The organism is Rhodovulum visakhapatnamense (genome assembly GCF_004365965.1).
In the GTDB taxonomy this organism is placed as follows: Bacteria; Pseudomonadota; Alphaproteobacteria; order Rhodobacterales; family Rhodobacteraceae; genus Rhodovulum; species Rhodovulum visakhapatnamense.
This window is the reverse complement of the sequence record NZ_SOEB01000008.1, coordinates 107,752-132,643: the sequence shown is the minus strand read 5'-3', so window position 1 is coordinate 132,643 and position 24,892 is coordinate 107,752. Positions and strand designations below refer to the sequence as shown.

The 24,892-nt window shown below is 67.7% G+C and carries 17 protein-coding genes, 1 tRNA gene and 2 pseudogenes; 17 read left to right on the top strand and 3 right to left on the bottom strand.

Annotated features, from left to right (window positions below):
- Positions 1-48: 48 nt before the first annotated feature.
- Positions 49-393 (bottom strand): hypothetical protein, encoded by a 345-nt coding sequence (locus EV657_RS09450; protein WP_113668997.1) that lies wholly within the window; start codon positions 391-393, stop codon positions 49-51.
- A gap of 136 nt (positions 394-529) precedes the next feature.
- Between EV657_RS09450 and EV657_RS09445 the strand changes: the two genes are divergently transcribed.
- The 4 genes from EV657_RS09445 to EV657_RS09430 all read left to right on the top strand — a co-directional run bounded on the left by EV657_RS09445 (position 530) and on the right by EV657_RS09430 (position 5,967).
- Positions 530-2,833 (top strand): DNA topoisomerase IV subunit A, encoded by a 2,304-nt coding sequence (locus EV657_RS09445; RefSeq protein ID WP_134077734.1) that lies wholly within the window; start codon positions 530-532, stop codon positions 2,831-2,833.
- Positions 2,834-2,903: 70 nt separating this feature from the next.
- A complete protein-coding gene (locus EV657_RS09440) occupies positions 2,904-3,629 on the top strand; it encodes a hypothetical protein (protein ID WP_113668995.1) in 726 nt (241 codons plus the stop codon).
- A gap of 88 nt (positions 3,630-3,717) precedes the next feature.
- Entirely contained in the window at positions 3,718-4,893 is a 1,176-nt protein-coding gene (gene tuf / locus EV657_RS09435; protein ID WP_113669937.1) for an elongation factor Tu, read from the top strand.
- Between the two features lie 998 nt (positions 4,894-5,891).
- A tRNA-Trp gene (locus EV657_RS09430) sits at positions 5,892-5,967 on the top strand.
- 195 nt (positions 5,968-6,162) lie between these two features.
- On the opposite strand, the pseudogene EV657_RS22710 reads toward EV657_RS09430, so the two are convergent.
- Positions 6,163-6,492 (bottom strand): annotated as a pseudogene (locus EV657_RS22710) (tyrosine-type recombinase/integrase); the annotation flags it as partial.
- On the opposite strand from EV657_RS22710, the gene EV657_RS22160 reads away from it, so the two are divergent.
- From EV657_RS22160 to EV657_RS09405, 4 genes are all read left to right on the top strand, one after another.
- Positions 6,485-7,645 (top strand): L,D-transpeptidase family protein, encoded by a 1,161-nt coding sequence (locus EV657_RS22160; protein WP_243837522.1) that lies wholly within the window; start codon positions 6,485-6,487, stop codon positions 7,643-7,645. The pseudogene EV657_RS22710 and the gene EV657_RS22160 overlap by 8 nt on opposite strands.
- 103 nt (positions 7,646-7,748) lie before the next feature.
- Positions 7,749-7,988, top strand: a complete 240-nt coding sequence (locus EV657_RS09415) for a hypothetical protein (RefSeq protein ID WP_134077733.1) — start codon at positions 7,749-7,751, stop codon at positions 7,986-7,988.
- A 294-nt stretch (positions 7,989-8,282) separates the two neighbouring features.
- Positions 8,283-8,861 (top strand): hypothetical protein, encoded by a 579-nt coding sequence (locus EV657_RS09410; RefSeq protein WP_134077732.1) that lies wholly within the window; start codon positions 8,283-8,285, stop codon positions 8,859-8,861.
- 24 nt (positions 8,862-8,885) lie between these two features.
- Positions 8,886-10,712: a methyl-accepting chemotaxis protein gene (locus tag EV657_RS09405; RefSeq protein WP_166673682.1), complete on the top strand. Its 1,827-nt coding sequence runs from the start codon at positions 8,886-8,888 to the stop codon at positions 10,710-10,712.
- A 444-nt stretch (positions 10,713-11,156) separates the two neighbouring features.
- Here the strand turns inward: EV657_RS09405 and EV657_RS09400 are convergent, their stop codons facing one another.
- The gene (locus EV657_RS09400) at positions 11,157-13,016 is read right to left on the bottom strand and encodes an O-linked N-acetylglucosamine transferase, SPINDLY family protein (RefSeq protein ID WP_243837521.1); all 1,860 of its coding nucleotides are present in this window, start codon (positions 13,014-13,016) and stop codon (positions 11,157-11,159) included.
- 239 nt (positions 13,017-13,255) lie between these two features.
- Between EV657_RS09400 and EV657_RS09395 the strand changes: the two are divergent.
- From EV657_RS09395 to mvaD, 9 genes and pseudogenes are all read left to right on the top strand, one after another.
- Positions 13,256-15,742, top strand: a pseudogene (locus tag EV657_RS09395) (beta strand repeat-containing protein); the annotation flags it as partial.
- 210 nt (positions 15,743-15,952) lie between these two features.
- Positions 15,953-16,837 (top strand): hypothetical protein, encoded by an 885-nt coding sequence (locus EV657_RS22705; protein WP_371412641.1) that lies wholly within the window; start codon positions 15,953-15,955, stop codon positions 16,835-16,837.
- A 454-nt stretch (positions 16,838-17,291) separates the two neighbouring features.
- Positions 17,292-18,596 carry a hydroxymethylglutaryl-CoA reductase, degradative gene (locus EV657_RS09390; RefSeq protein WP_134077730.1) on the top strand — a complete coding sequence of 435 codons (1,305 nt, stop codon included), beginning with the start codon at positions 17,292-17,294 and terminating at the stop codon, positions 18,594-18,596.
- A gap of 28 nt (positions 18,597-18,624) precedes the next feature.
- A complete protein-coding gene (gene dctP, locus EV657_RS09385) occupies positions 18,625-19,662 on the top strand; it encodes a TRAP transporter substrate-binding protein DctP (protein ID WP_134077729.1) in 1,038 nt (345 codons plus the stop codon).
- A 51-nt stretch (positions 19,663-19,713) separates the two neighbouring features.
- Positions 19,714-20,205, top strand: a complete 492-nt coding sequence (locus tag EV657_RS09380; RefSeq protein ID WP_113670797.1) for a TRAP transporter small permease subunit — start codon at positions 19,714-19,716, stop codon at positions 20,203-20,205.
- On the top strand, positions 20,202-21,527 hold the full coding sequence (locus EV657_RS09375; protein WP_243837520.1) for a TRAP transporter large permease: 1,326 nt from the start codon (positions 20,202-20,204) through the stop codon (positions 21,525-21,527). Before EV657_RS09380 ends, EV657_RS09375 begins: the two co-directional genes overlap by 4 nt.
- Before the next feature lie 268 nt (positions 21,528-21,795).
- Positions 21,796-22,914 carry a mevalonate kinase family protein gene (locus EV657_RS09370; RefSeq protein ID WP_075786821.1) on the top strand — a complete coding sequence of 373 codons (1,119 nt, stop codon included), beginning with the start codon at positions 21,796-21,798 and terminating at the stop codon, positions 22,912-22,914.
- Entirely contained in the window at positions 22,911-23,843 is a 933-nt protein-coding gene (locus EV657_RS09365; protein ID WP_134077728.1) for a mevalonate kinase family protein, read from the top strand. The genes EV657_RS09370 and EV657_RS09365 overlap by 4 nt, the downstream gene beginning before the upstream one ends.
- Positions 23,836-24,864, top strand: coding sequence for a diphosphomevalonate decarboxylase (gene mvaD / locus EV657_RS09360; protein ID WP_134077727.1), 1,029 nt, complete (start codon positions 23,836-23,838; stop codon positions 24,862-24,864). The genes EV657_RS09365 and mvaD overlap by 8 nt, the downstream gene beginning before the upstream one ends.
- Positions 24,865-24,892: the final 28 nt, after the last annotated feature.

The window sequence follows — 24,892 nt, the reverse complement described above, 5'->3', positions numbered from 1 at the left end:
GCGCTGTTGGCATCCGGCGCGCGCCCTGTCCAGCCCCGAGCTGTCCTGCTATTCCACCGGGCAGCCCGAAAGATCGTCGGCGCAGGTCACCAGCGTGCCGGAACAGCTGACCGGTCCGACCTCGGTGCAGCCCGAACAGGACACGCCCCCCGGTCCGCCCGGGTCGCTGCTGCAGCCGTCGCAGCAGAAGGACCGCGACTCGGTCCCCATGTCGATAATGGCGAATCCGGTCCCGACCGAAACGCGGGGCCCGCTGCCGGGAGTGGCCCTGAGCGTGCCATGGCTGCCGGCCTGCGTGCCTGCCGACATGGACTGGTTCTGGGCGAGGGCGGGATCGGGAAGGGCGGCAAGGACAAGAGCGGTGCCCAAGGCGATTGGTGCGAAAAGTTTCATTGGGGTTCTCCCTGAAAAGAAGGGGAGTATACCCTTTTCGCGCCCAAATTGCCACGCGCGGGGCGGCGGCCGGGTCGGGGTCGGCAGGCGGGTTCCGCCTCTGGACTTGTCTGCTTGCCTTATCTAGACGACACCCATGTCAGACGCCACCGACACCCCCAAGATGGACGCCGTGTCCGAACCGCTTCGCCGTGCGATCGGCGACCGCTATCTGACCTATGCGCTGTCCACGATCATGGACCGGGCGCTGCCCGACGCGCGGGACGGGATGAAGCCCGTGCACAGGCGGATCCTGTTCGCGATGCGCGAACTCAAGCTGTCCGCGACCGGGGGGTTCCGCAAGTCGGCCAAGATCTCGGGCGATGTGATGGGCAACTATCACCCCCATGGCGATGCCGCGATCTATGATGCGATGGCGCGCCTGGCCCAGGATTTCAACGTCCGCTACCCGCTGGTGGACGGGCAGGGGAACTTCGGCAATATCGACGGCGACAACCCCGCCGCCAGCCGCTATACCGAAGCCCGCCTGACCGCCGCGGCCGAGGCCCTGATGGAGGGGCTTTCGGAAAACGCGGTCGATTTCCGCCCCAATTACGACGGCACGCTGGAAGAACCCGTCGTGCTGCCCGCGGCCTTTCCGAACCTGCTGGCCAACGGGTCGAGCGGCATCGCCGTGGGGATGGCGACAAACATCCCGCCGCATAACATCGACGATCTGGTCGGCGCCTGCCTGCATCTGATCAAGTCGCCCGAAGCCCATGACGACACGCTGCTGCAATTCGTGCCGGGCCCCGATTTCCCGACCGGCGGCGTCATCGTCGAGCCGCGCGACAGCATCGCCCAGGCTTATCGCACCGGGCGGGGCAGTTTCCGGCTGCGCGCCCAATGGGCGGTCGAGGATCTGGGGCGCGGCCAGTGGCAGATCGTGGTCACCGAGATCCCCTATCAGGTGCAGAAATCGAAGCTGATCGAACGCATCGCCGACCTGATCCAGACCAAGAAGATCCCGATCCTGGCGGATGTCCGGGACGAAAGCGCCGAGGATGTGCGGCTGGTGCTTGAGCCCCGCTCGCGCAATATCGACCCCGAAGTGCTGATGGGCACGCTGTTCCGCAACTCGGATCTCGAGATCCGGTTCAGCCTCAACATGAACGTGCTGATCGACGGGCGCACGCCGAAGGTCTGTTCGCTGAAGGAGGTGCTGCGCGCCTTCCTCGATCACCGCCGCGCGGTGCTGATCCGCCGGTCCGAGCACCGTCTGGACAAGATCGACCATCGGCTCGAGGTGCTGGAGGGGCTGCTGATCGCCTTCCTCAATCTCGACCGGGTGATCGACATCATCCGCTATGACGACGAGCCCAAGGCCGCGCTGATGGCCGAGGACTGGGCGCGGCCGCGCGCCAAGGCGATGTCCGATCGCGACTATGTCTCGCCGCTGCCCGCCGACGGTCCGGGCACGCTGACCGAGGTTCAGGCCGAGGCGATCCTCAACATGCGGCTGCGCTCGCTGCGGCGGCTCGAAGAGATGGAACTGACCGCCGAGCGCGACCGGCTGACCGAGGAACGCGCGGGCCTGCGCGATCTTCTGGACCACGAAGATCTGCAATGGAAGCGGATCGCCGACGAGCTGCGCGAGGTCCGCAAGAATTTCGGCGCCAAGGCGCCGGGGGGCGCGCGCCGGACCCGGTTTGCCGAAGCCGCCGAGGTGGCCGAGGTGCCGATCGAGGCGATGATCGAGCGCGAGCCGGTGACCGTGGTCTGTTCGAAGATGGGCTGGATCCGGGCGATGAAGGGCCATCTGGCCGACGGGTCCGCGCTGAAGTTCAAGGATGGCGACGAGGGCCGTTTCGTGATCCCGGCCGAGACCACCGACAAGCTGATCCTGTTCGGCGCGAACGGGCGGTTCTACACCCTGCCGGTGGCCCAGCTTCCGGGCGGGCGCGGCATGGGCGAGCCGGTGCGGCTGATGGTCGATCTGCCCAATGAAAGCGAGATCGTCGCGCTGTTCATCCATCGCCCCGGCGAAAAGCTCTTGGTGGCCTCCAGTGCAGGCGACGGCTTTGTTGTCGGCGCCGACGAGGTGCTGGCCCAGACCCGCGCGGGCAAGCAGGCGCTGAACGTCAAGGCGCCGGTCGTGGCCAGGGTCTGCGTGGCGGTCTCGGGCGATCACGTCGCCTGCGTCGGGCAGAACCGCAAGGTGCTGGTCTTCCCGCTGGAGGAACTGCCCGAGATGACGCGCGGCAAGGGCGTCCGGTTGCAGAAGTACAAGGATGGCGGTCTGGTCGATGCCACCACCTTCACCCTGGCCGACGGGCTCAGCTGGCGCGATCCGGCCGGGCGCACGCGCACCGAGGCCGACCTGTCCGAATGGCTGGGCAAGCGCGCGGGCAGCGGGCGGATGGCACCGCGCGGCTTCCCAAGGGACAACCGCTTCACCTGAGCGCGAGCGTTGCGTGACCGTGACCCTTGGGCTATTCCGGGTCGGCGATACAACATCTTGCGGGGATCCCATGAGCCGTCCGTTCACGACCCTGAGGTCCGTTCTGCTTGTCGCGGCGCTGGCGCTGTTAGCGGCCTGCGGCGCCAAGGACGATCTCGACGAGCCGCCGGTGCCGCTGGGCGATTTCAGGCTGGGCTATGCCATCGTCGTGGCCAAGAACGCCAAGGACATTCCGCCCTCGCGCCAGGCGACGGCGGAGGAATGGGAGACGGTGCTGAAGGAAGAGCTTGAACGCCGCTTCGGCCGTTATGACGGCGACAAGATCTACCATCTGGGCATCGCGGTCGACGGCTATGCTCTGGCGGTGCCGGGCGTTCCGGTGGTGCTGGCACCGAAATCGATGCTGGTGCTGTCGGCCAATCTCTGGGACGACGCGGCGGGCAAGAAGCTGAACGCCGAATCCGAGCAGCTGTCGGTTGGCGAAGGCCTGAACGGGGCTACCCTGATCGGCACCGGGCTGACGCGGACCAAGGACGAGCAGATGCGCGCGCTGGCCCGGAACGCGGCAAAGCGGATCGAGCGCTGGCTGGTCGAGCACCGCGAGGACTGGCTGAACTACGATCCCGATGCTGCCGTGACCGACGTTGCCCTGGCCGGAGTCGCGGCCGGATCGGCAGCCGACCCGCTGGCCGCCGCGGCGCCCGCATCGGCAGGCGAAATCGTGACGCGTCCGCTGGATACGGCCGCGGAACCGCTCTCGTCCGGCCCGGCGGCGGCCCCGTCCCCGGCGAACTGACGCTTGATTTCCGGCGGGCCAGAGACTAGAGAGCCCGCGATGTTGAATCGGGCCCGGAGGCGGCCCCCTAATCCATGAGGCGCCCAAGATGGGTAAGGCAAAGTTCGAACGGACGAAACCGCACGTTAACATCGGCACGATCGGCCACGTTGACCACGGGAAGACGACGCTGACGGCTGCGATCACGAAGTACTTCGGGGACTTCAAGGCCTACGACCAGATCGACGCGGCGCCGGAAGAGAAAGCGCGCGGGATCACGATCTCGACGGCGCACGTGGAATACGAGACCGAGGCGCGGCACTACGCGCACGTGGATTGCCCCGGCCACGCCGACTACGTGAAGAACATGATCACGGGGGCTGCGCAGATGGACGGCGCGATCCTGGTGGTGAACGCGGCCGACGGCCCGATGCCGCAGACCCGCGAACACATCCTGCTGGCGCGTCAGGTGGGCGTGCCCGCGCTGGTGGTCTTCCTGAACAAGGTCGACCAGGTGGATGACGAAGAGCTGCTGGAGCTCGTGGAAATGGAAGTGCGCGAACTTCTGTCCTCCTACGACTTCCCCGGCGATGACATTCCGATAGTTGCGGGCTCGGCGCTGGCGGCGATGGAAGGCCGCGATCCGGAAATCGGCGAGACCAAGATCAAGGAACTGATGGCTGCGGTCGACGCCTACATCCCGACGCCGGACCGTCCGATCGACCAGCCGTTCCTGATGCCGATCGAGGACGTGTTCTCGATCTCGGGCCGCGGCACGGTTGTGACCGGCCGTGTCGAGCGTGGCGTTGTGAACGTGGGCGACGAGCTTGAAATCGTCGGCATCCGCGACACCAAGAAGACGACCTGCACGGGCGTCGAGATGTTCCGCAAGCTGCTGGATCGCGGCGAGGCGGGCGACAACATCGGCGCGCTGCTGCGCGGCATCGACCGCGACCAGGTGGAACGCGGCCAGGTTCTGTGCAAGCCGGGTTCGGTGACGCCGCATACGGTGTTCGAGGCCGAGGCCTATATCCTGACCAAGGAAGAGGGTGGCCGTCACACGCCGTTCTTTGCGAACTACCGTCCGCAGTTCTACTTCCGGACGACGGACGTGACCGGGACGGTTCAGCTGCCCGAGGGCACCGAGATGGTGATGCCGGGCGACAACCTGAAGTTCACGGTCGAGCTGATCGCGCCGATCGCGATGGAAGAGAAGCTCCGCTTCGCCATCCGCGAAGGCGGCCGCACCGTCGGCGCCGGCGTCGTCTCCAAGATCATCAAGTGATCTGTCTCGCCTGAGCGCGAGCCGGGGCCGCCCTTCGGGGCGGCCCTTTTTGTGTCGGACCGGCAGTTCCCGGGCCTGGTCGGAGCGCCGCAGGCGCCAGGCGATGCGCTGGCCCGGATTGGCTGCCAATGCCTGGTCGGGCCGGTCGAAGCGTTCTCGCAGCGGAACCGCGCGAACCGTGCCCGGGCGGCGGTCAGGCCGCAGGCCAGTTCTGCGTCACGTGTGCCATGGCAGGCCGCCCGGGCCAGGTCGTTGGGCGTAGGCGGGCGCAGGCAGAGGAAGGCCGCCGTGGTGCCCGGGCCTGCCGTCAGCGGCGCGAAACAGCCCGCCAGCGCCTCCATCTGCACGGCGATCCAGGGCTGGCGCCAGTGAAAGCGATCCTGCTGCACCACCACCGCGCCGCCCGGCAGAAGCGCGGGAAAGAAGGTCCCGGCAATCGCGTCGGCGGTGTCGATGGCCTTGACCGCATCGATCGTCAGGATCTCGATCGGCCCGCCAGGCCGGACCGCCGATCGGATCTCGTCCGGCACCAGCGTCACGGGCCGGCGCGCCAGCAGCCGCCGGACGAGCGCCAGGAGATCGGTCCCTTCGAAGGGCGCGATGTCTGCGGCATAAAGCACCTGCGCCCTGACTTCGGGCGGGGCGGTAAAACGGTCACAGGCCAGGACAGGGCGGCAATGGCCCGCCTGCCGCCGCCCCTCGGCCAGCCGGGCGGTCGAGCCTCCGGCAAAGCATCCAAGATCGACGATGGCTCCGGCATCCCGGGCCCAGTCGCGTGCCAGCCAGAAATAGAAGGCCTGCTCGGCCCGCGACAGCATCGTCGGGCCCTCGATGGCCGTGGCGGTCTCTCTGATGTCGGGGCCGGTCCAGGGCGCGCTGTCGAAAAGCGCGCGGGCCTTGCCGCAAGCCCTGGCTTCGCCCCGGACCTGAAACCAGTGCGTCAGGTGAAAAGCCCCCTTGATTCCGCCGACTGCATATCTTAATCGGGCGCACGGCCTAGGGGTGTAGCTCAGTTGGTAGAGCATCGGTCTCCAAAACCGAGGGTCGGGGGTTCGAGTCCCTCCGCCCCTGCCAGGCCGCTTCCAAGTATCTGTCACGGGCGTCTTTTTGACTGGATTTGTCCAACCTTTCGGAAGGGTTGGACACGCCTTTGTGGCTTTTGCGGTCGTCGAGTCGCGCCAGCGCGGCGGCGCCGAGCTTCGTGCGCGGTGCGTTCCGGACATAGACCGCTGCCATCCGCGTGTTCTCGTGCGCGAGGAAGGCCGCGATCTCCCATTCGGTCGCGCCGTGCTCTGCAAGACGGGTCGCGCCCGCTTTTCGAAGCCCGTGAACATTTCCCGAGGGAACATCGGTTCCTGCCTCGGCGGCGCGCGCTTTGAACCAGTTCCCGAAGCCCGCTGCGGTATGAGCGGTTCCGGCCTGCGTCGGCAGAAAGAGCGTCTGGGGTTCGGGAATGCGGGCCAGTTCGGCGGCGAGCTCGGGCAGAATGGGGAGGTCAGCCTCGACGCCGGTTTTACCCCGGCGATACGAAATGCGGCCGGCGTTAGCGTTCTCCCATCCGAGCTTCGCAAGGTCTTGCCGTGCAGCGCGCGTGGTCATCGCCAGAAGCAACGCGAAGCAACATGTCGATTGCGCCGATCATCCGACCACGCGGCGTGACAACGGATCGGCGCCCAACCCGAAACCCATATCTATCAACCCCAAGGGCTCTCGTAATGAAGGAGGGACCACCGGCGGGAAGGCCACGGCCCACGGTCGCACCGCGCTGACGGATTGTCAGACGGGCTTCGGCCTCGACCCGGCCGAAGCGGACTCGAAGAGTATCGGCCATTGCGCCGGTCCTCGTGGGGACGGGCGCAATGGCCCGGTCGAGATCTTCCAGGCTCAAGTCGGGAGTTCGGGCGTTCTGCCCGCGAAGACGCCCCCGGATTGGATCGTGTCGAGATCCCGGGCGCGTTCGGTCTCTGCGGCTTCGGCCTGGGGGTGCGAGGCGACCATCTTTTCCAACGATCCGGCCATCGTCCGCCTGGCCGGTGCCATCGTGCTGGAGCGGAACGATGACGGGGGCATCCAGCGCACCCGATACATGATGCTGGAAACCATCGCACCGATGGGCGATGATCTTGTCATCGGTCTGCCCGCCGCAGCCTCCCGATCACGCAGGCCCGCACCGAGCATCACGGCGACGACCGGCGCCACAGACACCAATCCAAGGAACCGCAGCAGGAGACCCGTCATGGACATCGTGATTTCCTCTGCAGGGGACGGCTGGGAGGCGCGTTTCGGCGACCACCGCTGGCGCTGTGCCGTCGGACGCGGCGGCATCGGTGAAAAACGTGGGGAGGGGGACCATATCAGCCCCGAGGGCTGCTGGCCGATCCGCCGCATCCTCTATCGCCCCGACAGGGTCGCGGCCCCGCCAGCGCCGCACCTGCACTGCATCGCGATCGCCCCCGGAGACGGCTGGTGCGACGCCCCGGATCACCCAGAGTACAACCGTCCGGTCAGACTGCCGTTTCCGGAAAGTCACGAGACGCTCTGGCGCGAGGATGCGCTTTACGACATCGTCGGTGTGCTCGGCTTCAACGACGATCCGGTGGTTGCGGGTGCGGGCAGCGCGATCTTCATTCATGTCGCAAGCCCGGGCTACGGCCCGACCGAGGGCTGTGCCGCTCTGGCCCGTGACGATCTGCTTGAGCTTCTGTCGCGGATCGATGGCGACACCCGGCTCTGCTTCCGCAAGGCTGACTGACAGGCAAAACCGACCGGATGAGCGCCCCGGGATCGGACGACTGAGCGCACTATGGTCTGCTCGGGGGGATCGCGGCCCGGGTCGGAGGGGGCTGGGGCAGTCCTTGAAGACACGCCTGCCGATCGACTTGTTCTTCAGGCAGGCATTGCATCTTTGGAGCCTGGGGACAGGTTGGTCGGCCCGCAAGAAAAATGCCGCAAACTTTCCCAAAACCGTCTTCAAGCCGGACGAAGTTCTGCCCGGGACGTCTCTTAATTTTCCATCGCGAGAGGCGGAGAGGCCGCGCTCTTCTACCGGACGGTCCGGCGACATCGGTCGAATTCTCGGCAGTTTCGACGCCTGACTGCCGGTCGGGCCGGGGCGCCGCCGAAGGCGGGGCGGCGTTCCTCTGACCGTAGAGGGGGATAAACGTTCTTTGATGTTCGTGCGTTAGGTGAGTTCCCGGGGCGAAGTGGGCGGGACGTGACGTCATCGGCCCCGCGGACTGCCCGAAGGGGCGCCATCGTTTCGCGGCGGCGGTGGCCGTCTTCGGTCTGAGGCTGATTAACAAACGTGCAGCGATTATCGGATATCGCGGGGGCAAGCGTTTGCCGGGCTCGTGGGTCAAGCAACGTGCCCGAACGGAATGAGGATCACGATGTCGATCTTTCGCACCGCCGTCTTGGCGCTTCTGGTGCTCGGCCATGGCGGGGCCGCCCTGGCCGGAGACTTCGATGATCAGATGAAAGCCTTCTATCAGGCATCGATCCTGCCCTGGGCCCGGTCGCCGCAGATCCTCGACGCGGTTGCCGCCCAGAATTTGCGGACGGCCGACCTGACCCAGGACGATATCGACCGGCTCGACAAGCAATGGGTCAGCGAGATCGGAACCGGCTCGGCACAGCTGATCGACTCGGTCACACGCAGTCCGGTTTCCGACATGCTGCGCGCGCAGTTGATGGCGATGAAGGGCGCGGTGACCGAAATCATCGTGATGGACGCGCGCGGCCTCAACGTGGCGACGTCGAGCGTTCCGTCCGACTACTGGCAGGGCGACGAGGCGAAATACCAGGAAACCTACGGCGTCGGGCCGGAGGCCATGAATTTCGGCGAGGTCGAATTCGACGATTCGTTTCTGAAATATCAGGGACAGATCTCGTTCACGCTTGTCGACCCCGAGACCGGAACTTCCATCGGCGCGATGACCGTCGCCGTCGATGCAGAAGAGTTCCTTTGACCTGTTCCGCCAAGGAGTGTGATCGTGCAATCCACCTCTCAGACCTCCCGGACCAAGTCGTTCGGATCATCGGTTTTCGTCCGGATCGCCGGGGTGATCGCGCTGACGACCATCATCGTCGCGGTGCTTCTGACCGCCCTGTCGGTGCGATCGACGCTGCAACTCGTCGACAAGTCGGTCGACAGGCTGATGACAGAAATGACCAAGGGCAGCGCCGAGACGCTCGGTGGCCATATCGCCTTCCGCAACGGGGCTCAGATCGAGTCGGAACTGGCGAAATACGTGGCGGGTGCCGGCGAGGAACTGGTCCGGGTGCAGGTCTCTGCCGCCGACGGTAGCATTCTGGCCGAAGCGGGCGGTAGCGCGACCGATCAGGCCGGGCTTCAGCGTCAGATCGACCGTGCGGTCGAGAGCGGCACTACCGCCTATTCCGACGATGGCCTGACGATTGTCGAGCCGGTGCGTTACGGGAAAAGCGGTCGGGTCGTCGGCGTCGTCGCGGCCGTCTGGTCGCAAGAGGCAATGATCGGCCATTTCCTGGCGGATACTGGGCCGGCAATGGCGCTGATCGCGGTGCTTTTCGTCCTGCTCGTTGTCGGTACGACGATCCTTCTGCGCCGGATGATCGGCCGTCCGCTCGACGTGGTCAGCGAGGCAATGGCCTTGGTCGCCGATGGCGCGCTGGACCGTCAGGTCCCCGACACCCAACGCAAGGACGAGATCGGCGTGATCGCGCGCAGCCTTGAGTCACTTCGCGGCAAGTTGCTTGACGCCAAGCATGCCGAGGCCGAGCGCGAGGTCGACGTGGCCGATCAGAAGCAGGCGGTCGAACTTCTGGGGCGCGGTCTTACCGCGCTGGCCTCGGGCGATCTCACCTTCCTGATCGAACGCGAATTCGCCGGGAGCCGCGACAAGCTGCGCGTCGACTACAACGCAACCGTGCAGACGCTGAATGCGCTGATGGGCGCGGTCGTCGAGAACGCGACCGAAATCTCCACCCGGGCCGAAGAGATCAGCGGCGCCTCCGACGACCTGTCGCGGCGGACCGAGAACCAGGCCGCAACCCTGGAAGAAACCGCCGCCGCCATGGACGAGATGACCGCCAGCGTGCGCGCCGCGGCCGATGGCGCGGCCCAGGTCGAGAATGTGGTGCGCGAGGCGCGCGGCCATGCCGAACAATCTGGCCTGGTGGTCAAGGAAGCCATCGGCGCGATGTCCGAGATCAAGAAATCCTCCGACGGCATCAACCAGATCATCGGGGTGATCGACGACATCGCCTTCCAGACCAACCTTCTGGCGCTGAACGCGGGCGTCGAGGCGGCGCGGGCGGGCGAGGCCGGACGCGGGTTCGCTGTCGTGGCGTCAGAGGTACGGGCGCTGGCGCAGCGGTCCTCCGAGGCCGCGAAAGAGATCAAGACGCTGATTTCGTCCAGTTCCGATCAGGTCGAATCCGGTGTCGCGCTGGTCAACCGCACCGGCGAGGCGCTGACCGACATCGTCGAGCGTGTCGGCAACATCGCGGTGCTGATCGGCGACATCGCGACCGGTGCGCAGGAACAGTCGGTGGGGCTGGGCGAGATCAACGTGGGCATCAACGAACTTGACAAGGTTACCCAGCAGAACGCCGCCATGGTCGAGGAGGCGAACGCGGCAGCCACGACGCTCAAGCAGGAGTCTCAGGCGCTTCAATCCCAGGTGGCGAGGTTCCGGCTGCGCAGCGGGGCGGTCGTGGCTTCCGCGATCCGGCCCGAGCCTCGCGGCGAAATCCCGTCATTCGACGTCAAGGATGCTCCCGCCGCACGCGAGTCCAGGAAGCGTGCGGCCAACGAGGGGGGCTGGCAGGATTTCTGACGCCCCCGCTGCCTGGCACCAAAATCCGGGCATGGCGCAGGGCCATCGCCACTTCGAAAAGGCGCGCGCTCTTGGCCGTAGACGCACGGCATGACCTTGTTCGACGGCCACCTCGAGATCGACAGCAATACGATCAAGGCGTTGCATGTGCGTCATCATGGTTTGGAAAAGGAACGCCCTCTTTGCCGGAAGCTACGATGCCGCCGGAACCTTGGCGATCCTCTGTGCCCTGCCCCTAGCGCGCGGCAGCTTCCCGGACCGCGACTTGCCTCACAGACGCAGTGCCATCGTCCCCTTTGGTCCGGTCAGCTTTCGCCGAAATCTGTCGGCCTCGGAGGGAGTATGCACCCTTTGCGAACGAACGCGCCGGATGGCTTTCCATTCCGGCGCGTTCATTGATTTGCCAGACGATCCCAGCCGTGAGATCGGGAGAGACGATGCCGTTCAGGGGCGCTTCACGACCGAGACCAGAGCGGTTTCGAAGCGGCGGGCGAAGTCGGCGCAGTCGCCGAGGGTTTCGGTCCAGCGGGCCGCAAGGGCCGGGCCGCGCAACGCCGGGCGGCGGGCCGGATCGGTCGCCATCGCCACGGCGCGGGACACATAGTCTTCGGGGCCGGTGGCGATGCAGTCGGTCAGTCCGACGGCGGTCAGAAGGCTCGTGCCCATCCGGGCCGAGAAGGTGCGTCCCGCCATCGTCAGCACAGGCAACCCCATCCGCAGGGCGTCCGAGGCGATGGTCCCGGCATTGTAGGGGGTGGTGTCGAGGAAGAGATCGCCAAGTGCGAGCCGTGCCCGGTAACGTGCCGGATCGACCCGGGGCGCAAAGATCAGCCGGTCGGGCGCGAGGCCTGATGCTTGCCAGCGCGCAGACAGGGCGGCGACGCTTTCGGGCGTGTCCTCGATCAGCCAGAACAGCGTCTCGGGCGCGGCTGCCGCGATCCTGCACCAGGCGGCGAAGACGGGTTCGGTGATCTTGTAGTGATGCGAGACGCAGACGAAGACGAAGCGGTCCTCGGGAAGGCCTTCGCTGGCGCGGCTGACCGCGGGAAGGTCGGGCTGGTGGCCGTCATTGGCCTGATAGCAGCCCTCGATCCGCAAGGGGGCAGGGGAATAGCGGGCGGTTTCTTCCTCGGGCACAGTGATCGCGTCGCACAGCAGCCAGTCGAGTTCGGGAACCGGAACCGAGCCGATATAGCCCAGATAGGTGGCCTGGACCGGCGCCGGCTTCCAGCGCAGGATGCCCGGGCGGCCGCCGCTGGTCAGCCCGTTCAGGTCGATCAGGATGTCGATCTCGTCGGCCCGGATGCGCCGCGCGGCCTCTTCGTCGGTCATGGTCCCGACCGGGACATGGTGATCGAGCGCGGCAAGGATGCGGGCACGCACATCGCTGCCGTCTTCGGGCGAGACACAATAGCCGGTGACCTCGAACCGGCTGCGGTCGTGGCGTTCCAGCAGTTCGGCGATCAGGTAGCTCATGGCGTGGCGGCAGAAGTCCGACGACAGATAGCCCAGCCGGATCCGGTCGTGCCGGTAGCCGTCGGGGGGCGCGAGGCGTTCGCCCGGATCGGGGACGTTGCGCGCGATCCAGTCGGCGGCGACGCGGCGCTGCATCTCGGGGTCGTCATGCAGTGCGAGCGTGGCCAGCGGGCCGCACCAGAGTTCGGCCTCGGCGGTGCCGAGCCCCGGCACCGCAAGCTCGGCAGGCGGCCAGGCCGCCATCTTCTGGCGGGTATGCACCAGATGCTGGATCACGTCCGGCTGGTGCGGTTCGATCAGCAGCGAGGCGCGCAGCTCTTCGGCCGAGGCGCCGAGGCTCTTGTCGAGTTCCAGCATCCGCCCCAGCTGCTTGTGCAGCGCCACCCGGCCCTCGGCCGGCGGCAGCGCCTGGCGCAGGAAGGCGATGGCCGCGGCACGGTCGCCGAGGGCCTCGGCCGCCTGGCCCGCGGCGAGCGCGGCCTGCCAGAGGTCCGGTTTCATCCGGAGCGCCTGCACCGCCGCGTCATAGGTTCCGGCGAGATCGCCCGCCACGTTCAGCAGCACCGAGAGGTTGAACCAGGCGGCCCAGGCATCGGGACGCGCGCCGTTCCGGTCCAGCCAGATGCGGTAGATCGCGGCCGCTGACTGCGGGGCGCGGCTGGCCAGATCGACCACGGCGGCGGCGTCGGCGCAGGCCGCGGTCATTCGGGTGAGAGCGTCGAGGTCGGGAACGGGGTCCGGGTCCGTCCGGCCGGTGCGTGACAGGAACCCGGCCGGCGGCGTCGGGCCGCCGGAGGGCAGGAACACGGTCTGGGACATATCGGTCATCGGCACTCTCCTCGGTTTGAGGCAAACTCGCGCTTAGCGGTTAAGACGGGATTGCCATTCGAGCCCAAAAAACGCCGCGATCTTTATCGAGAGTGTCCGACGACGCTTCTTGCCGATTAGCAGCTTCTTTACGGGTTGCGCGGCAGGCTGGCGCGGATCCGAAGTCAGCAGGACTTCGACTGTCAGGCAGATGCGCGCGAGAAGCCGAGGCGTCGCCCCCCGAGTCGGACCCAGAGCCCATGTCGACCCTCAGTAACCTGTCGACCGCGCAGATCGCGGCGTTGACAACTGCAACAATCGCCTCGCTGACCAGCAGCGACATCGCCAGTATCAGTTCGGCACAGATGGGGGCTATGACGACGGCTCAGGTCGGCGCCCTGACCACCATGGCCATCCGCGGCATCGGCTCGGTCCAGGCCTCGGGCCTGACCACGGCCCAGATGGCCAAATTCTCGACCGCGCAGCTTAAGCAATTGTCGTCGCTGGCCATTCGCGGCCTGTCGACCGACAATATCGTGGCGCTGACGACCGCGCAGGCGGCCGAACTGTCCTCGCGGCAGGTCTCGGCGCTCAGTTCCAGCCAGGTCGCGGCGATGGAAACCGCCGATCTGGTCAAGCTGTCGACGATTGCCGTCAAGGGCTTCGGCAAGACGCAGGTGGCGGGTCTGACCACCGGCCAGGTCGCGGCGCTGACGACCGCGCAGACCGCGGTGCTGAGCAGCCTAACCCTGTCGGGCCTGTCCTCGACCCAGGTGGCGGCCCTGACCACGGCGCAGATCGGGGCGCTGACCTCGATCGCGATCAAGGGCCTGACCTCGACCCAGACCGCAGGTCTGACCACGGCGCAGGTCGCGAAGCTGTCGACCGCGCAGATCAAGGCGCTGGGCGTGTCCGCGATGAAGGGTCTGAGCACCGCCAATATCGTGGCGCTGTCGACCGCCCAGGCGGCCGAGATCTCCTCCAAGCAGGTCGCGGCGCTGAGTTCGACCCAGGTCGCCGCGATGGAAACCGCCGATCTGGTCAAGCTGTCGACGGTTGCGGTCAAAGGCCTTGGCAGGACCCAGGTGGCCGGCCTGACCACCGGCCAGGTGGCGGCGCTGACCACGGGGCAGGCGGCGGTGCTGAGCAGTGTGTCATTGTCGGGGCTTTCCTCGACCCAGATGGCGGCGATGACCACCGCGCAGATCGGTGCGCTGACCTCGATCTCGATCAAGGGCCTGACGGCGACCCAGACCGAGGGTCTGACCACGGCACAGCTGGCGAAGCTGTCGACCGCACAGATCAAGGCGCTGGGCAGCTCGGCGATGGCGGGGTTGAGCACGGCCAATATCGTGGCGATCTCGACCGCGCAGGCGGCCGAACTGTCCTCGGTGCAGCTGAAGGCGTTGAGCTCGACCCAGATGGCGGCGATGGAAACCGCCGATCTCGTCAAGCTGTCGACCGCCGCGTTCCGCGGACTTGCCTCTGACCAGATCGACGGGCTTTCGACCGCTCAGGTTGCCGCGATCACCACGGCCCAGGCCGCGGTGATGAGCAGCACCATGCTGGGCAGCCTGTCCTCGACCCAGTTGGCGGCAGTGACCACCGCCCAGATCGGGGCGATGAGTTCGATCGCCATCAAGGGGCTGACCTCGACCCAGACCGAGGGCCTGACCACGGCGCAGCTGGCGAAGCTGTCGACCGCACAGATCAAGGCGCTGAGCGGCTCGGCGATGTCGGGGCTGAGCACCGCCAACATCGTGGCGATCTCGACGGCGCAGGCGGCGGAACTGTCTTCGGCACAGATCCGCTCGCTGAGCTCGACCCAGATGGCGGCGATGGAAACAGCCGATCTGGTCAAGCTGACCACCCTGGCTGTGAAGGCGCTGGGCGAGGATCAGGTCGAAGGCCTGACCACGGCGCAGGTCGCCGCGCTGACCACCGCGCAGGCCGCGGTCCTCAGCGATACGGCCCTGGGCGGGCTGTCCTCGACCCAGATGGCGGCGATGACCACCGCACAGATCGGCGCGCTGACCTCGCGTTCGATCAAGGGGCTTGGCGCGACGCAGACCGAGGGCCTGACCACGGCGCAGCTGGCGAAGCTCTCGACCGACCAGATCAAGGGGCTTGGCGCCTCGGCGATGTCGGGGCTGAGCACCGCGAACATCGTGGCGATCTCGACTGCACAGGCGGCCGAACTGTCCTCGGTTCAATTGCGGGCGCTGAGTTCGACCCAGATGGCGGCGATGGAAACCGCCGATCTCGTCAAGCTGTCGACGGCGGCGATCCGCGGGCTTGCCGCCGACCAGATCGACGGCCTGTCCACCGCGCAGGTCGCGGCGATCACCACGGCGCAGACCGCGGTTCTCAGCAGTTCCATGCTGGGAGAGCTGTCCTCGAGCCAGATGGCGGCGATGACCACCGCGCAGATCGGCGCGCTGGGAACGCTGGCGCTCAAGGGCCTTGGCGCCACCCAGACCGAGGGTCTGACGACGGCGCAGATGGCCAAGCTTTCGACCGACCAGATCAAGGTTCTGGGCTCGTCGGCAATCTCGGGGCTGAGCACCGCGAATATCGTGGCAATCTCGACGGCGCAGGCGGCGGAACTGTCCTCGACCCAGGTCTCGGCGCTGAGCTCGGCCCAGGTCGCGGCGATGGAAACCGCCGATCTGGTCAAGCTCGACACCTCCGCGATGCGGGGCCTCGGGGTCGATCAGGTGGCGGGGCTGACCACGGCGCAAGTCGCGGCACTGACCACGGCGCAGGCGGCGGTGCTGACCGACATCACGCTGTCGGGCCTGTCCTCGACCCAGATGGGGGCGATGACCACCGCGCAGATCGGCGCCCTGACCTCGCGGTCGCTGCGCGGCCTGACCGCGACCCAGACCGAGGGCCTGACCACGGCGCAGATGGCGAAGCTGTCGACCGACCAGATCAAGGCGCTGGGCAGCTCGGCCATGTCGGGGCTCGGTACGGCCAGCATCGTCGCCCTGACCACGGCGCAAGCGGCCGAGCTGAGCTCGGTGCAGATCGCGGCGCTGGGCTCGGCCCAGATGGCGGCGATGGAAACCGCCGATCTGGTCAAGCTCGACACCTCGGCGATCCGCGGGTTCGGGGCCGACCAGGTGTCGGGTCTGACCACGGCGCAGGTCGCGGCGATCACCACGGCGCAGACCGCGGTTCTCAGCAGTTCGATGATGGGCGAGCTGTCCTCGACCCAGATGGCGGCGATGACCACCGCGCAGATCGGCGCGCTGGGAACGCTGGCGCTCAAGGGCCTTGGCGCCACCCAGACCGAGGGGCTGACCACGGCGCAACTGGCCAAGCTCTCGACCGATCAGATCAAGGTTCTGGGTTCTTCGGCGATCTCCGGGCTCAGTACTGCGAATGTCGTGGCGATCTCGACCGCGCAGGCGGCCGAACTATCCTCGACCCAGGTCGCGGCCTTCAGTTCGACCCAGATCGCGGCGATGGAAACCGCGGATCTGGTCAAGCTCGACACCTCGGCGATCAAGGGGCTGAGCTCGACCGGCATCGCGGGGCTGACCTCGGCCCAGGCGGCGGCGCTGACCACCGGACAGATCACCGCGCTGTCCACGTTGCAGATCGGGAATATCTCGACCTCCAGCATCGTCGGAATGGGCACCGCGGCGATCCAGGCCTTTACGACCAACCAGATGGGCGGGTTCAACTCGCAGCAGATCGCGGCGCTGACCACGGCCCAGGTCGCGGCCCTGCAGACCCAGGACATCGCGGCGCTGAGCGATACCCAGACCGAGGCCTTCACCTCGACCCAGCTGGCGGCCATGTCGACAGCGCAGCTGAACGCGCTGTTCCTCTGATCCGGACCCGGGGCCGGCCGCCGCGCCGGCCCCGAAACACCTTTCGATGGCCGGTGCCCCCAGAAGGGCATCGGCCTTTTCCTTTGCCGCGCAGCGGTGTCGGCGGACCGGCGGGTGGCGTTGACAGAGGCGCGCGCCCGGACCTTCTGTCGCCGCAGGGGCGGGCGGCCCAAGGCCCCGGGGTCGCGGCCCTTTTGCCCGAGCGCGGGTGGCGCGCCCGGCCGGACGGTGCGGCAAGATGCGGGCCTGTGCTCCGCGGCCCCCGGGCCTATCGGGAGGCGCGAAAGCGCCGATGCGGGGGTCCGCAGCCCAGGGCGAAACCGTCTTCGCCCGTGGCGTCCCGACCTGCAGGTGCCAACATTCTGGGTGCAGTCCGGTGGAATTTGCCCAAATGTCAGGATAATTCCGAATCGAAGGCGGCATCGGTCCGCCTGAGTTTCGGGAGGAGGCAAGAATGACGGATAGCCCAACGGCATCCCAATCCGGCGTCAGATCGCGGATCGAGGGCTTGCGCGACAGCGAGCCCGCTGACCGGCGCGCGGCCGTTGCCGCGGCGGCCGGTCTCGACGGCGCGGCGATGGAGGCACTGTCGGATGCGACCGCCCTGCCGCTTTCGGTCGCCAATGGCATGATCGAGAACGTCATCGGCACCTTCGAGCTGCCGCTGGGCGTGGCCACCAATTTCGTTGTGAACGGACGCGAGTATCTGGTGCCGATGGCGGTCGAGGAACCCTCGGTCGTGGCGGCGGCCTCCTACATGGCCAAGCTCGCGCGGGCGGGCGGCGGCTTCACCGTCAGCTCGACCGCGCCGATCATGCGTGCCCAGATCCAGATCGTGGGGCTTGGCGATCCGTTCGGGGCGCGCGCGGCGCTCTTGGCGCATCGCGACGAGCTGATCGCGCTGGCCAATACCCGCGACAGCGTGCTGGTGGGCCTGGGCGGCGGCTGCAAGGATATCGAGATCGAGGTCTTCGCCACCTCGCCCATCGGACCGATGGTGGTGATGCACCTGCTGGTCGATGTGCGCGACTCGATGGGGGCGAATGCGGTCAATTCCATGGCCGAGCTGCTGGCCCCCCGGGTCGAGGCGATCTCGGGCGGGCAGGTGCGGCTGCGCATCCTGTCGAACCTCGCCGACCGGCGGGTGGTGACCGCCAGCGTCCGGGTGCCTTTCGAGGCGCTGGGCACGAAGGCTCATGACGGGGCCGAGGTCGCTCGGCGGATCGTCGAGGCCTGCGCGCTGGCGCTGATCGACCCCTACCGCGCCGCGACCCATAACAAGGGCATCATGAACGGCATAGATCCGGTCGTCGTGGCCACCGGCAACGACTGGCGCGCGATCGAGGCGGGCGCGCATGCCTATGCCGCGCGTTCGGGGCGCTATACCTCGTTGACCACTTGGGAAATCGCGGCCGACGGCGCGCTGGTCGGCACGCTGGAAATGCCGATGGCGCTGGGCATCGTGGGGGGCGCCACGCGCACCCATCCGGCGGCGCAGGCCGCACTCAGGCTGATGCGGATCGGCTCGGCGCAGGAACTGGCCGAGGTGACGGCGGCGGTCGGGCTTGCGCAGAACATGGCGGCGCTGCGGGCGCTGGCGACCGAGGGCATCCAGCGCGGACACATGACGCTTCATGCCCGCAACATCGCCATCACTGCCGGGGCGACGGGGGGCGATATCGACCGGGTGGCCAAGGCCATCGTCGCGGCGGGCGACGTCAGCGTCGCCCATGCCAAGAAGGTTCTTGAAGGTGCCTGACTCAGTTAAAAATCCGGGAGAGTTACCCATGACCCAGACGACCCGACGCAAGATCCTGCATCTCGGCGGTGCGGCCGCGCTTGCCGCGCCCGCGATCCTGTCGACCGGCGCGGCCCGCGCGCAAGGCGTCACGAAATGGCGGATGCAGGCGCTCTGGGGCGGCGGCACCACGCCGATGCGCTACGAGGAAGACTTCTGCGCCCGCGTGGCCGAGCTGACCGGCGGCACCTTCGAGATCACGCCGTTTTCGGGCGGGCAGATCGTGCCCTCGGCCCAGGCCTTCGACGCGGTCCGGGGCGGCGCCTTCGAGATGATGAAGACCTTCGACGGCTATACCGCGGGCAAGATCCCGGCGCATGGCTTTTCCTCGACCGTGCCCTTCGGCTTTCCCGAGGCCGACCAGTACGAAGCCTGGTTCTACGAACGCGACGGTCTGGATCTGGTGCGCGAAAGCTATGCCCCCGCCGGGCTGACCTATGTCGCCCCCACCGTCTATGGCGAGGAGCCGATCCATTCGCGGGTCGCGATCCGCAAGATCGCCGACATGAACGGGCTCAAGGGCCGCTTTGTGGGGCTCGCTTCGGCGGTGATGGCGCGGTTCGGCGTCTCGGTCTCGCCGCTGCCGACCTCAGAGGTCTATTCGGCGCTCGACAAGGGGCTGATCGACATTGCCGATCGCGGCGACATCAAGGCCAATTACGAAGAGGGCCTGCACGAGGCCGCGCCCTTCCTGATCCTGCCCGGGGTGCACCAGCCGACGACCGCCACCTCCTATGTCGCCAATACCCGGGCCTATGAGGCGCTCGACGACCAGAAGAAGGCGGCGCTGGCGGTGGCCGCGCGCGAAATCTCGGGGACGCTGCGCCAGAACATCATCGTGTCGAACGGCGAATACCTGGCCAAGTTCGAGGAGGCGGGGGTCGAGATCCTGACACTCGATCCCGAGGACGTCGCCGAGGCGCGCGGCCGGGCGGTCGAGTTCTGGGCCGAGGCCGCCACCGACGATCTGTCCCGTCGCATGATGGACTCGCAGGTCGCGCTGATGAAGGACCTGCGCCTTCTCTAGGCCTGACCCGGTGCCGGCCCCTTGGGGCCGGTACCTCAAGCGGAGCATCCGATGACGACACTGGCCCGGCTTATCACCGCCCTCAACCGCGGGCTTTTCGGCATTGCGAAATGGCTGGTCTACGCCATCGTGCTGCTGATGCTGTGGGAGGTGGTGTCGCGCTATTTCCTGGCCCATCCCACCTCCTGGGCGCCGGAACTGGCGACGCTGATCTTCGGGCCGTTCTTCCTTCTGGGCGGGCCGTACCTTTTGCATCTGGGCGGCCATGTCGCGGTCGATCTGCTGTCGGCCCGGGCGACCGGCGGGCTGGCGGTCCTTCTGCATCTGGCGGGGCTGGCGCTGGCTGCGGCCTTCGGGCTGATCCTGCTGTGGTTCAGCCTGCCGCTGGTCGCGCAGTCGATCAGCTATGGCGAAACCAGCTATTCCGCCTGGAACCCGGTCGTGTGGCCCGCCAAGGCCTTCCTGCCGCTTTGCGCGGGGCTGCTGATCCTGCAGGCGGCGGCCGATGCCGTCTTCGCGATCAAGGGGGCGGATGCGGCGTGATCGAAAGCTCTCTGGTCCTTGTCTTCATGTTCACCGCGCTCGTGGCCTTCATGCTGAGCGGCGCGGGGCTTGCCTTCGTGCTGGGCGCCATCGCCTTCATCTCGACCATTCTTCTGTGGGGGCCGTCGGCGCTGATCGTTGCGGTGCTGAACACCTTCGAGACGATGACCTCGGAATCGCTGATGGCGATCCCGCTTTACGTGCTGATGGCCGCGATCCTGGAAAAGTCCGGCATCATCGAGGCGCTTTACGAGGCGATGGAAACCTGGTTCTCGCGGCTCAATGGCGGGCTTGCGGTCGGCACCATCGCGATCTGTACCATTCTGGCGGCCATGACCGGGGTCGTCGGCGCGGCGGTGGCGGCAATGGGGATCCTGGCGCTGCCCTCGATGCTGGCGCGGGGGTATCATCCGCCGCTGGCCCTGGGCGCGATCTGTGCGGGCGGTACGCTGGGTATCCTGATCCCGCCCTCGGTCGTGACGATCGTCTATGCGATCACCGCCCAGATGTCGATCGGCCAGATGTTCGCCGCAGGCATCGTGCCGGGGCTGATCCTGGCGGCCTGCTATTCGGCCTATATCCTGATCCGGACCGCGATCAATCCCGCGCTGGCGCCGAAGCCGTCCGATGTGGCGACCCTGCCGCTGGGGGTGAAGCTTGCCAAACTGAAAAGCCTGATCCTGCCCGCCGTCGTGGTGTCGGGCGTTCTGGGCTCGATCTATGCCGGGCTGGCGACGCCGACCGAGGCGGCGGCGGTGGGCGTGCTGGGCGCCGCGCTGTCGGCGCTGGTCACGCGCAAGCTCAGCCTGCCGATGCTGTCCGAGGCGGCCGGGGATACGCTTCGGGTCACGGCGATGATCCTCTGGATCACCATCGGCGCCCGGGCCTTCGTGTCGGTCTTTGCCGCGACCGGCGGGGCGGATTCGCTGCTGGGCTTCGTCGAGGGGCTCGAGACCTCGCGCTGGGTCGTGCTGGGCGCGATGGTGCTGGTGCTGGTCTTCCTCGGGCTCTTTCTCGACGAGATCGGGATCATCCTGCTGTGCGTTCCGGTCTTCCTGCCCATCGTCAAGGCGCTGGGCTTCGATCCGCTCTGGTTCGGGGTTCTGTTCATGATCACCGCGCAGATGGCCTATATCACGCCGCCCTTCGGCTATACGCTGTTCTACCTCAAGGGCGTATTGCCGCCGGGGCTGGGCATCGGGCAGGTCTATCGCGGGATCGTGCCCTTCTTCCTGATCCAGCTGGCCGTGCTGCTCTTGTTCGTGGTGTTTCCGGGGATCGTCACCTGGCTGCCCGAAACCCTGCTGCCCAGCCTGAAATGACGGAGGCCCCGCAAACCCCGGGCGCCGACCCCGGCAGGGGTGCGACGCGACGTCCCCCGGGGACGGTTTGGGCTTGGCGCAGCCGGGCAGTCGGCGGTATGGGACGGCGACGCCGCAGCGACATCCTCGGCCTTTCCGGATCTGGCAGGATCGATACCGGCGTCGCGGAGTTTCGCGTGGCGCATCTGTTTATCTTGCAACCCGGCCATCGCCCGCCTCTTCCAGGGAAGGCCGCGCGGATGCGCTTTCCCCATTGCAGAGGCGCCGGATGAGCGTCGCGACCGCCCCCCAAGGCACTGCCGAGACATTGCCCGAGGATGCCTCGCGCGCCCATGCGCCGGGCAAGATCATCCTTTCGGGCGAACATGCGGTGGTCTATGGCGCGCCCGCGCTCGCCGTGGCCGTCGCGATCTATACCGAGGTCTGGTTTCGTCCGATCCATCCCAGCGACGGGCTGAAGACCGTCTTCGCTCAGGTCTCGCAGGGCGCGTTCTATCCGCTTTCGGCGCTGAGCCATTTCAAGCAGTCGCTCGACCGCCGGTTCGAGTCCTTCCTGCGCGGCGAGCTGAAGGTCCAGCAGATCCTGCAGCGGCCCGACGACCTGATCGTCTATACGCTGATGTCGCTGGCGCAGCGGTTGCCGATGCCGGGCAAGAGCCCGGGACATTGCCTGCCGGTGCCGGGCCAGCTTGGCGGCACCAGCGCGCTGCCGGTCGGGGCGGGGATGGGCTCGTCGGCCTCGATCATCGCGGCGACCATGGTGCTTTACGAGACCCTGCTCGACCGGCTGCACAGCACCGAGGAACGCTTTGAATGGGTCCGCTTCTGCGAGCGGCTGCAGCACGGCAAGGGCGGCGCCATCGACGCGGCGGCGGTGACCCATGGCGGCGCGATCCGGGTGCAGGGCGACAGCCGCTTCGCCCCGGCCATCCCGCCCGGCCACGGGCTCTGGCATGGCGAGGGCTGGTACTGGGTGCTGCATGGCAAGCCCGCCAGCTCGACCGGGGAATGCGTGGCAGCCGTGCGCGAGGCCCATGGCACCGATCAGGCGCTGTGGCAGGGCTTTGAGGCTTGCACCGACGCCTTCCAGACCGCGCTTGAGACCGACAGCTCGCCGGTTGCGAGCCTGCGCGAGAACCACCGCCTGCTGACCCATATCGGCGTGGTGCCCGAGGCCGCGGCGCGTTTCGTCGACGAGGTCGAACTGGCGGGGGGCGCGGCCAAGATCTGCGGTGCCGGATCGGTCCGGGGCGAGAGCGGCGGCGTGATCCTCGTGCATCTGCCCGACGCACCCGGGATGGACCGCCTGATGGCCGCCCATCCCGACCTGCGCTGGGCGCCGCTTCACGTCGCGCCGACCGGGGCCGCCTTCGGACCGCCGCAATGAAGGTTTCCGCCCCCGGCTCGATCATGATCACCGGCGAACATGCGGTGGTCTACGGCCATGCCGCCATCGTTGCGGCGGTCGAACAGCGCATCACCATCGAGGTGACCCCGCTGGCCGAGCGGCAACTCCAGATCCTGTCCGACATCGCGCCGCCCGCCACGGTGCCGCTCGACCCCATCGTCGTCGAGGGGCCCTATCGCTTCGTGCTGGCCGCGGCGGCGCGCTTTGCCGGGCGTCTGCCCGGCGGGGCACGGCTGGAGATCGCGTCCGAGATCGACCCGACGCTGGGGCTCGGGTCTTCGGCGGCGGTGACGGTGGCGGCGCTTGGCGCCTTCGCCCGCCTCAGCGGGGCACCGACCGAGGGGCTTCATACCGACGCGCTGGCCGTCGTCCGGCGGATTCAGGGCCGCGGCAGCGGCGCCGATCTGGCCGCCAGCCTCAAGGGCGGGATGAATGCCTACCGTCTTGGTGCCGGCATGCTGACCGGCGCCCCGCCCGAGGCGGCCCGCGCGCAGATCGACCGGCTGCCGATGCCGCCTGCCCTCAGCCTGCGCCATGCGGGCTACAAGACCCCCACGGCCGAGGTGCTGGCCCGGGTCGCCGCCGCGATGGAGGGCCGCGAGGCCGAGTTCGCGGCGCTTTACGACCGGATGGGCGATTGCGCCGCGGCCACCATCGCCGCCGCCACGCGGCGCGACTGGGCGGGCTTCGGCGCGGCGCTGTCGGTCTATCAGGGCTTGATGGCCGAACTTGGGGTCTGCGACGACACGATGGGCCGGATCATCGCCGAGGCAAAGACCACGCCAGGCCTTCTGGGCGCCAAGATCACGGGGTCGGGGCTGGGCGATTGCGTGCTTGCGCTGGGCGCGCGGCCCGAGGGGTTTACGCCGGTCGCGGTGGCAGAAGAGGGACTGAGAATAGATGACTGACCGCGCCCGCGCGATCTTCGACAGCATTCTTCCGGCGCGGCTACCCGGGCCGGTGCCGTTCTCGGCGGCGGCGCCCAGCAACATCGCGCTGTCGAAATACTGGGGCAAGCGCGATGCCGGGCTGAACCTGCCGCTGAACAGCTCGCTGTCGATCTCGCTGGCGGAATGGGGCACGACGACCCGGGTCGCGCCCGCCAGGGACGGCACTGACGCGGTCTGGCTGAACGGCGCGCGGCTGGCCCCCGAGACCGGCTTTGCCCGCAAGGTCGTGGCCTTTGCCGACCGGTTCCGGCGCGGCCAGACCCTGCCGCTGCATGTCAGGACCGAAAACACCATCCCGACCGCGGCGGGGCTGGCCTCGTCGGCCTCGGGCTTTGCCGCGCTGACCCGGGCGCTTGCGGGCAGTTTCGGGCTCGATCTGGCGGACGATACGCTCAGCATGCTGGCGCGGTTCGGTTCGGGCTCGGCCACACGCTCGCTCTGGCACGGCTTCGCGCGGTGGGAGCGCGGCACCCGCGAGGACGGGACCGACAGTTTCGCCCGCCCGCTGCCCGAGGTCTGGCCCGAGTTCCGTATTGCCATCGTCCGGGTCGATACCGGCCCCAAAAGCCAGTCCTCGCGCGATGGCATGGGTCATACGGTTGCGACGAGCCCGCTGTTCGCGGGCTGGCCCGCGCAGGCCGAGGCCGATTGCGCCGCCATCGAAGCCGCCATCGAGGCCCGCGATTTCATCCGCCTGGGCGAGTTGACCGAGGCCAATGCGCTGGGCATGCATGCCACCATGATCGCGGCGCGTCCGGCGCTGGCCTATCTCAAGCCGGAAAGCTGGCAGGTGCTGGACCGGCTCTGGGCGGCCCGCCGCGACGGGCTTGAAGCCTATGCGACGATGGATGCGGGCGCGAACGTCAAGCTGATTTTCCTGGAAGGCAGCACATCCCGCATCGCGGAGCTTTTCCCCGATGCCGCCATCGTCGAGCCCTTCGGGGCTGCGGCAAAGTTCCCGGGGCAGCCCCGGCCCTGAGGCCGGAGCGCCCGGAGAGACGACGGGT

Bases quoted from the DNA above. Each gene is read 5' to 3' on its own strand.
- EV657_RS09410 (WP_134077732.1), top strand. From the start codon at position 8,283: ATGTCGATCTTTCGCACCGCCGTCTTGGCGCTTCTGGTGCTCGGCCAT.
- EV657_RS22705 (WP_371412641.1), top strand. From the start codon at position 15,953: ATGTCGGGGCTCGGTACGGCCAGCATCGTCGCCCTGACCACGGCGCAA.
- dctP (WP_134077729.1), top strand. From the start codon at position 18,625: ATGACCCAGACGACCCGACGCAAGATCCTGCATCTCGGCGGTGCGGCC.
- EV657_RS09365 (WP_134077728.1), top strand. From the start codon at position 22,911: ATGAAGGTTTCCGCCCCCGGCTCGATCATGATCACCGGCGAACATGCG.
- mvaD (WP_134077727.1), top strand. From the start codon at position 23,836: ATGACTGACCGCGCCCGCGCGATCTTCGACAGCATTCTTCCGGCGCGG.
- tuf (WP_113669937.1), top strand. From the start codon at position 3,718: ATGGGTAAGGCAAAGTTCGAACGGACGAAACCGCACGTTAACATCGGC.
- EV657_RS09370 (WP_075786821.1), top strand. From the start codon at position 21,796: ATGAGCGTCGCGACCGCCCCCCAAGGCACTGCCGAGACATTGCCCGAG.
- EV657_RS09400 (WP_243837521.1), bottom strand. From the start codon at position 13,016: ATGACCGATATGTCCCAGACCGTGTTCCTGCCCTCCGGCGGCCCGACG.
- EV657_RS09450 (WP_113668997.1), bottom strand. From the start codon at position 393: ATGAAACTTTTCGCACCAATCGCCTTGGGCACCGCTCTTGTCCTTGCC.
- EV657_RS09390 (WP_134077730.1), top strand. From the start codon at position 17,292: ATGACGGATAGCCCAACGGCATCCCAATCCGGCGTCAGATCGCGGATC.
- EV657_RS09440 (WP_113668995.1), top strand. From the start codon at position 2,904: ATGAGCCGTCCGTTCACGACCCTGAGGTCCGTTCTGCTTGTCGCGGCG.
- EV657_RS09445 (WP_134077734.1), top strand. From the start codon at position 530: ATGTCAGACGCCACCGACACCCCCAAGATGGACGCCGTGTCCGAACCG.
- EV657_RS09380 (WP_113670797.1), top strand. From the start codon at position 19,714: ATGACGACACTGGCCCGGCTTATCACCGCCCTCAACCGCGGGCTTTTC.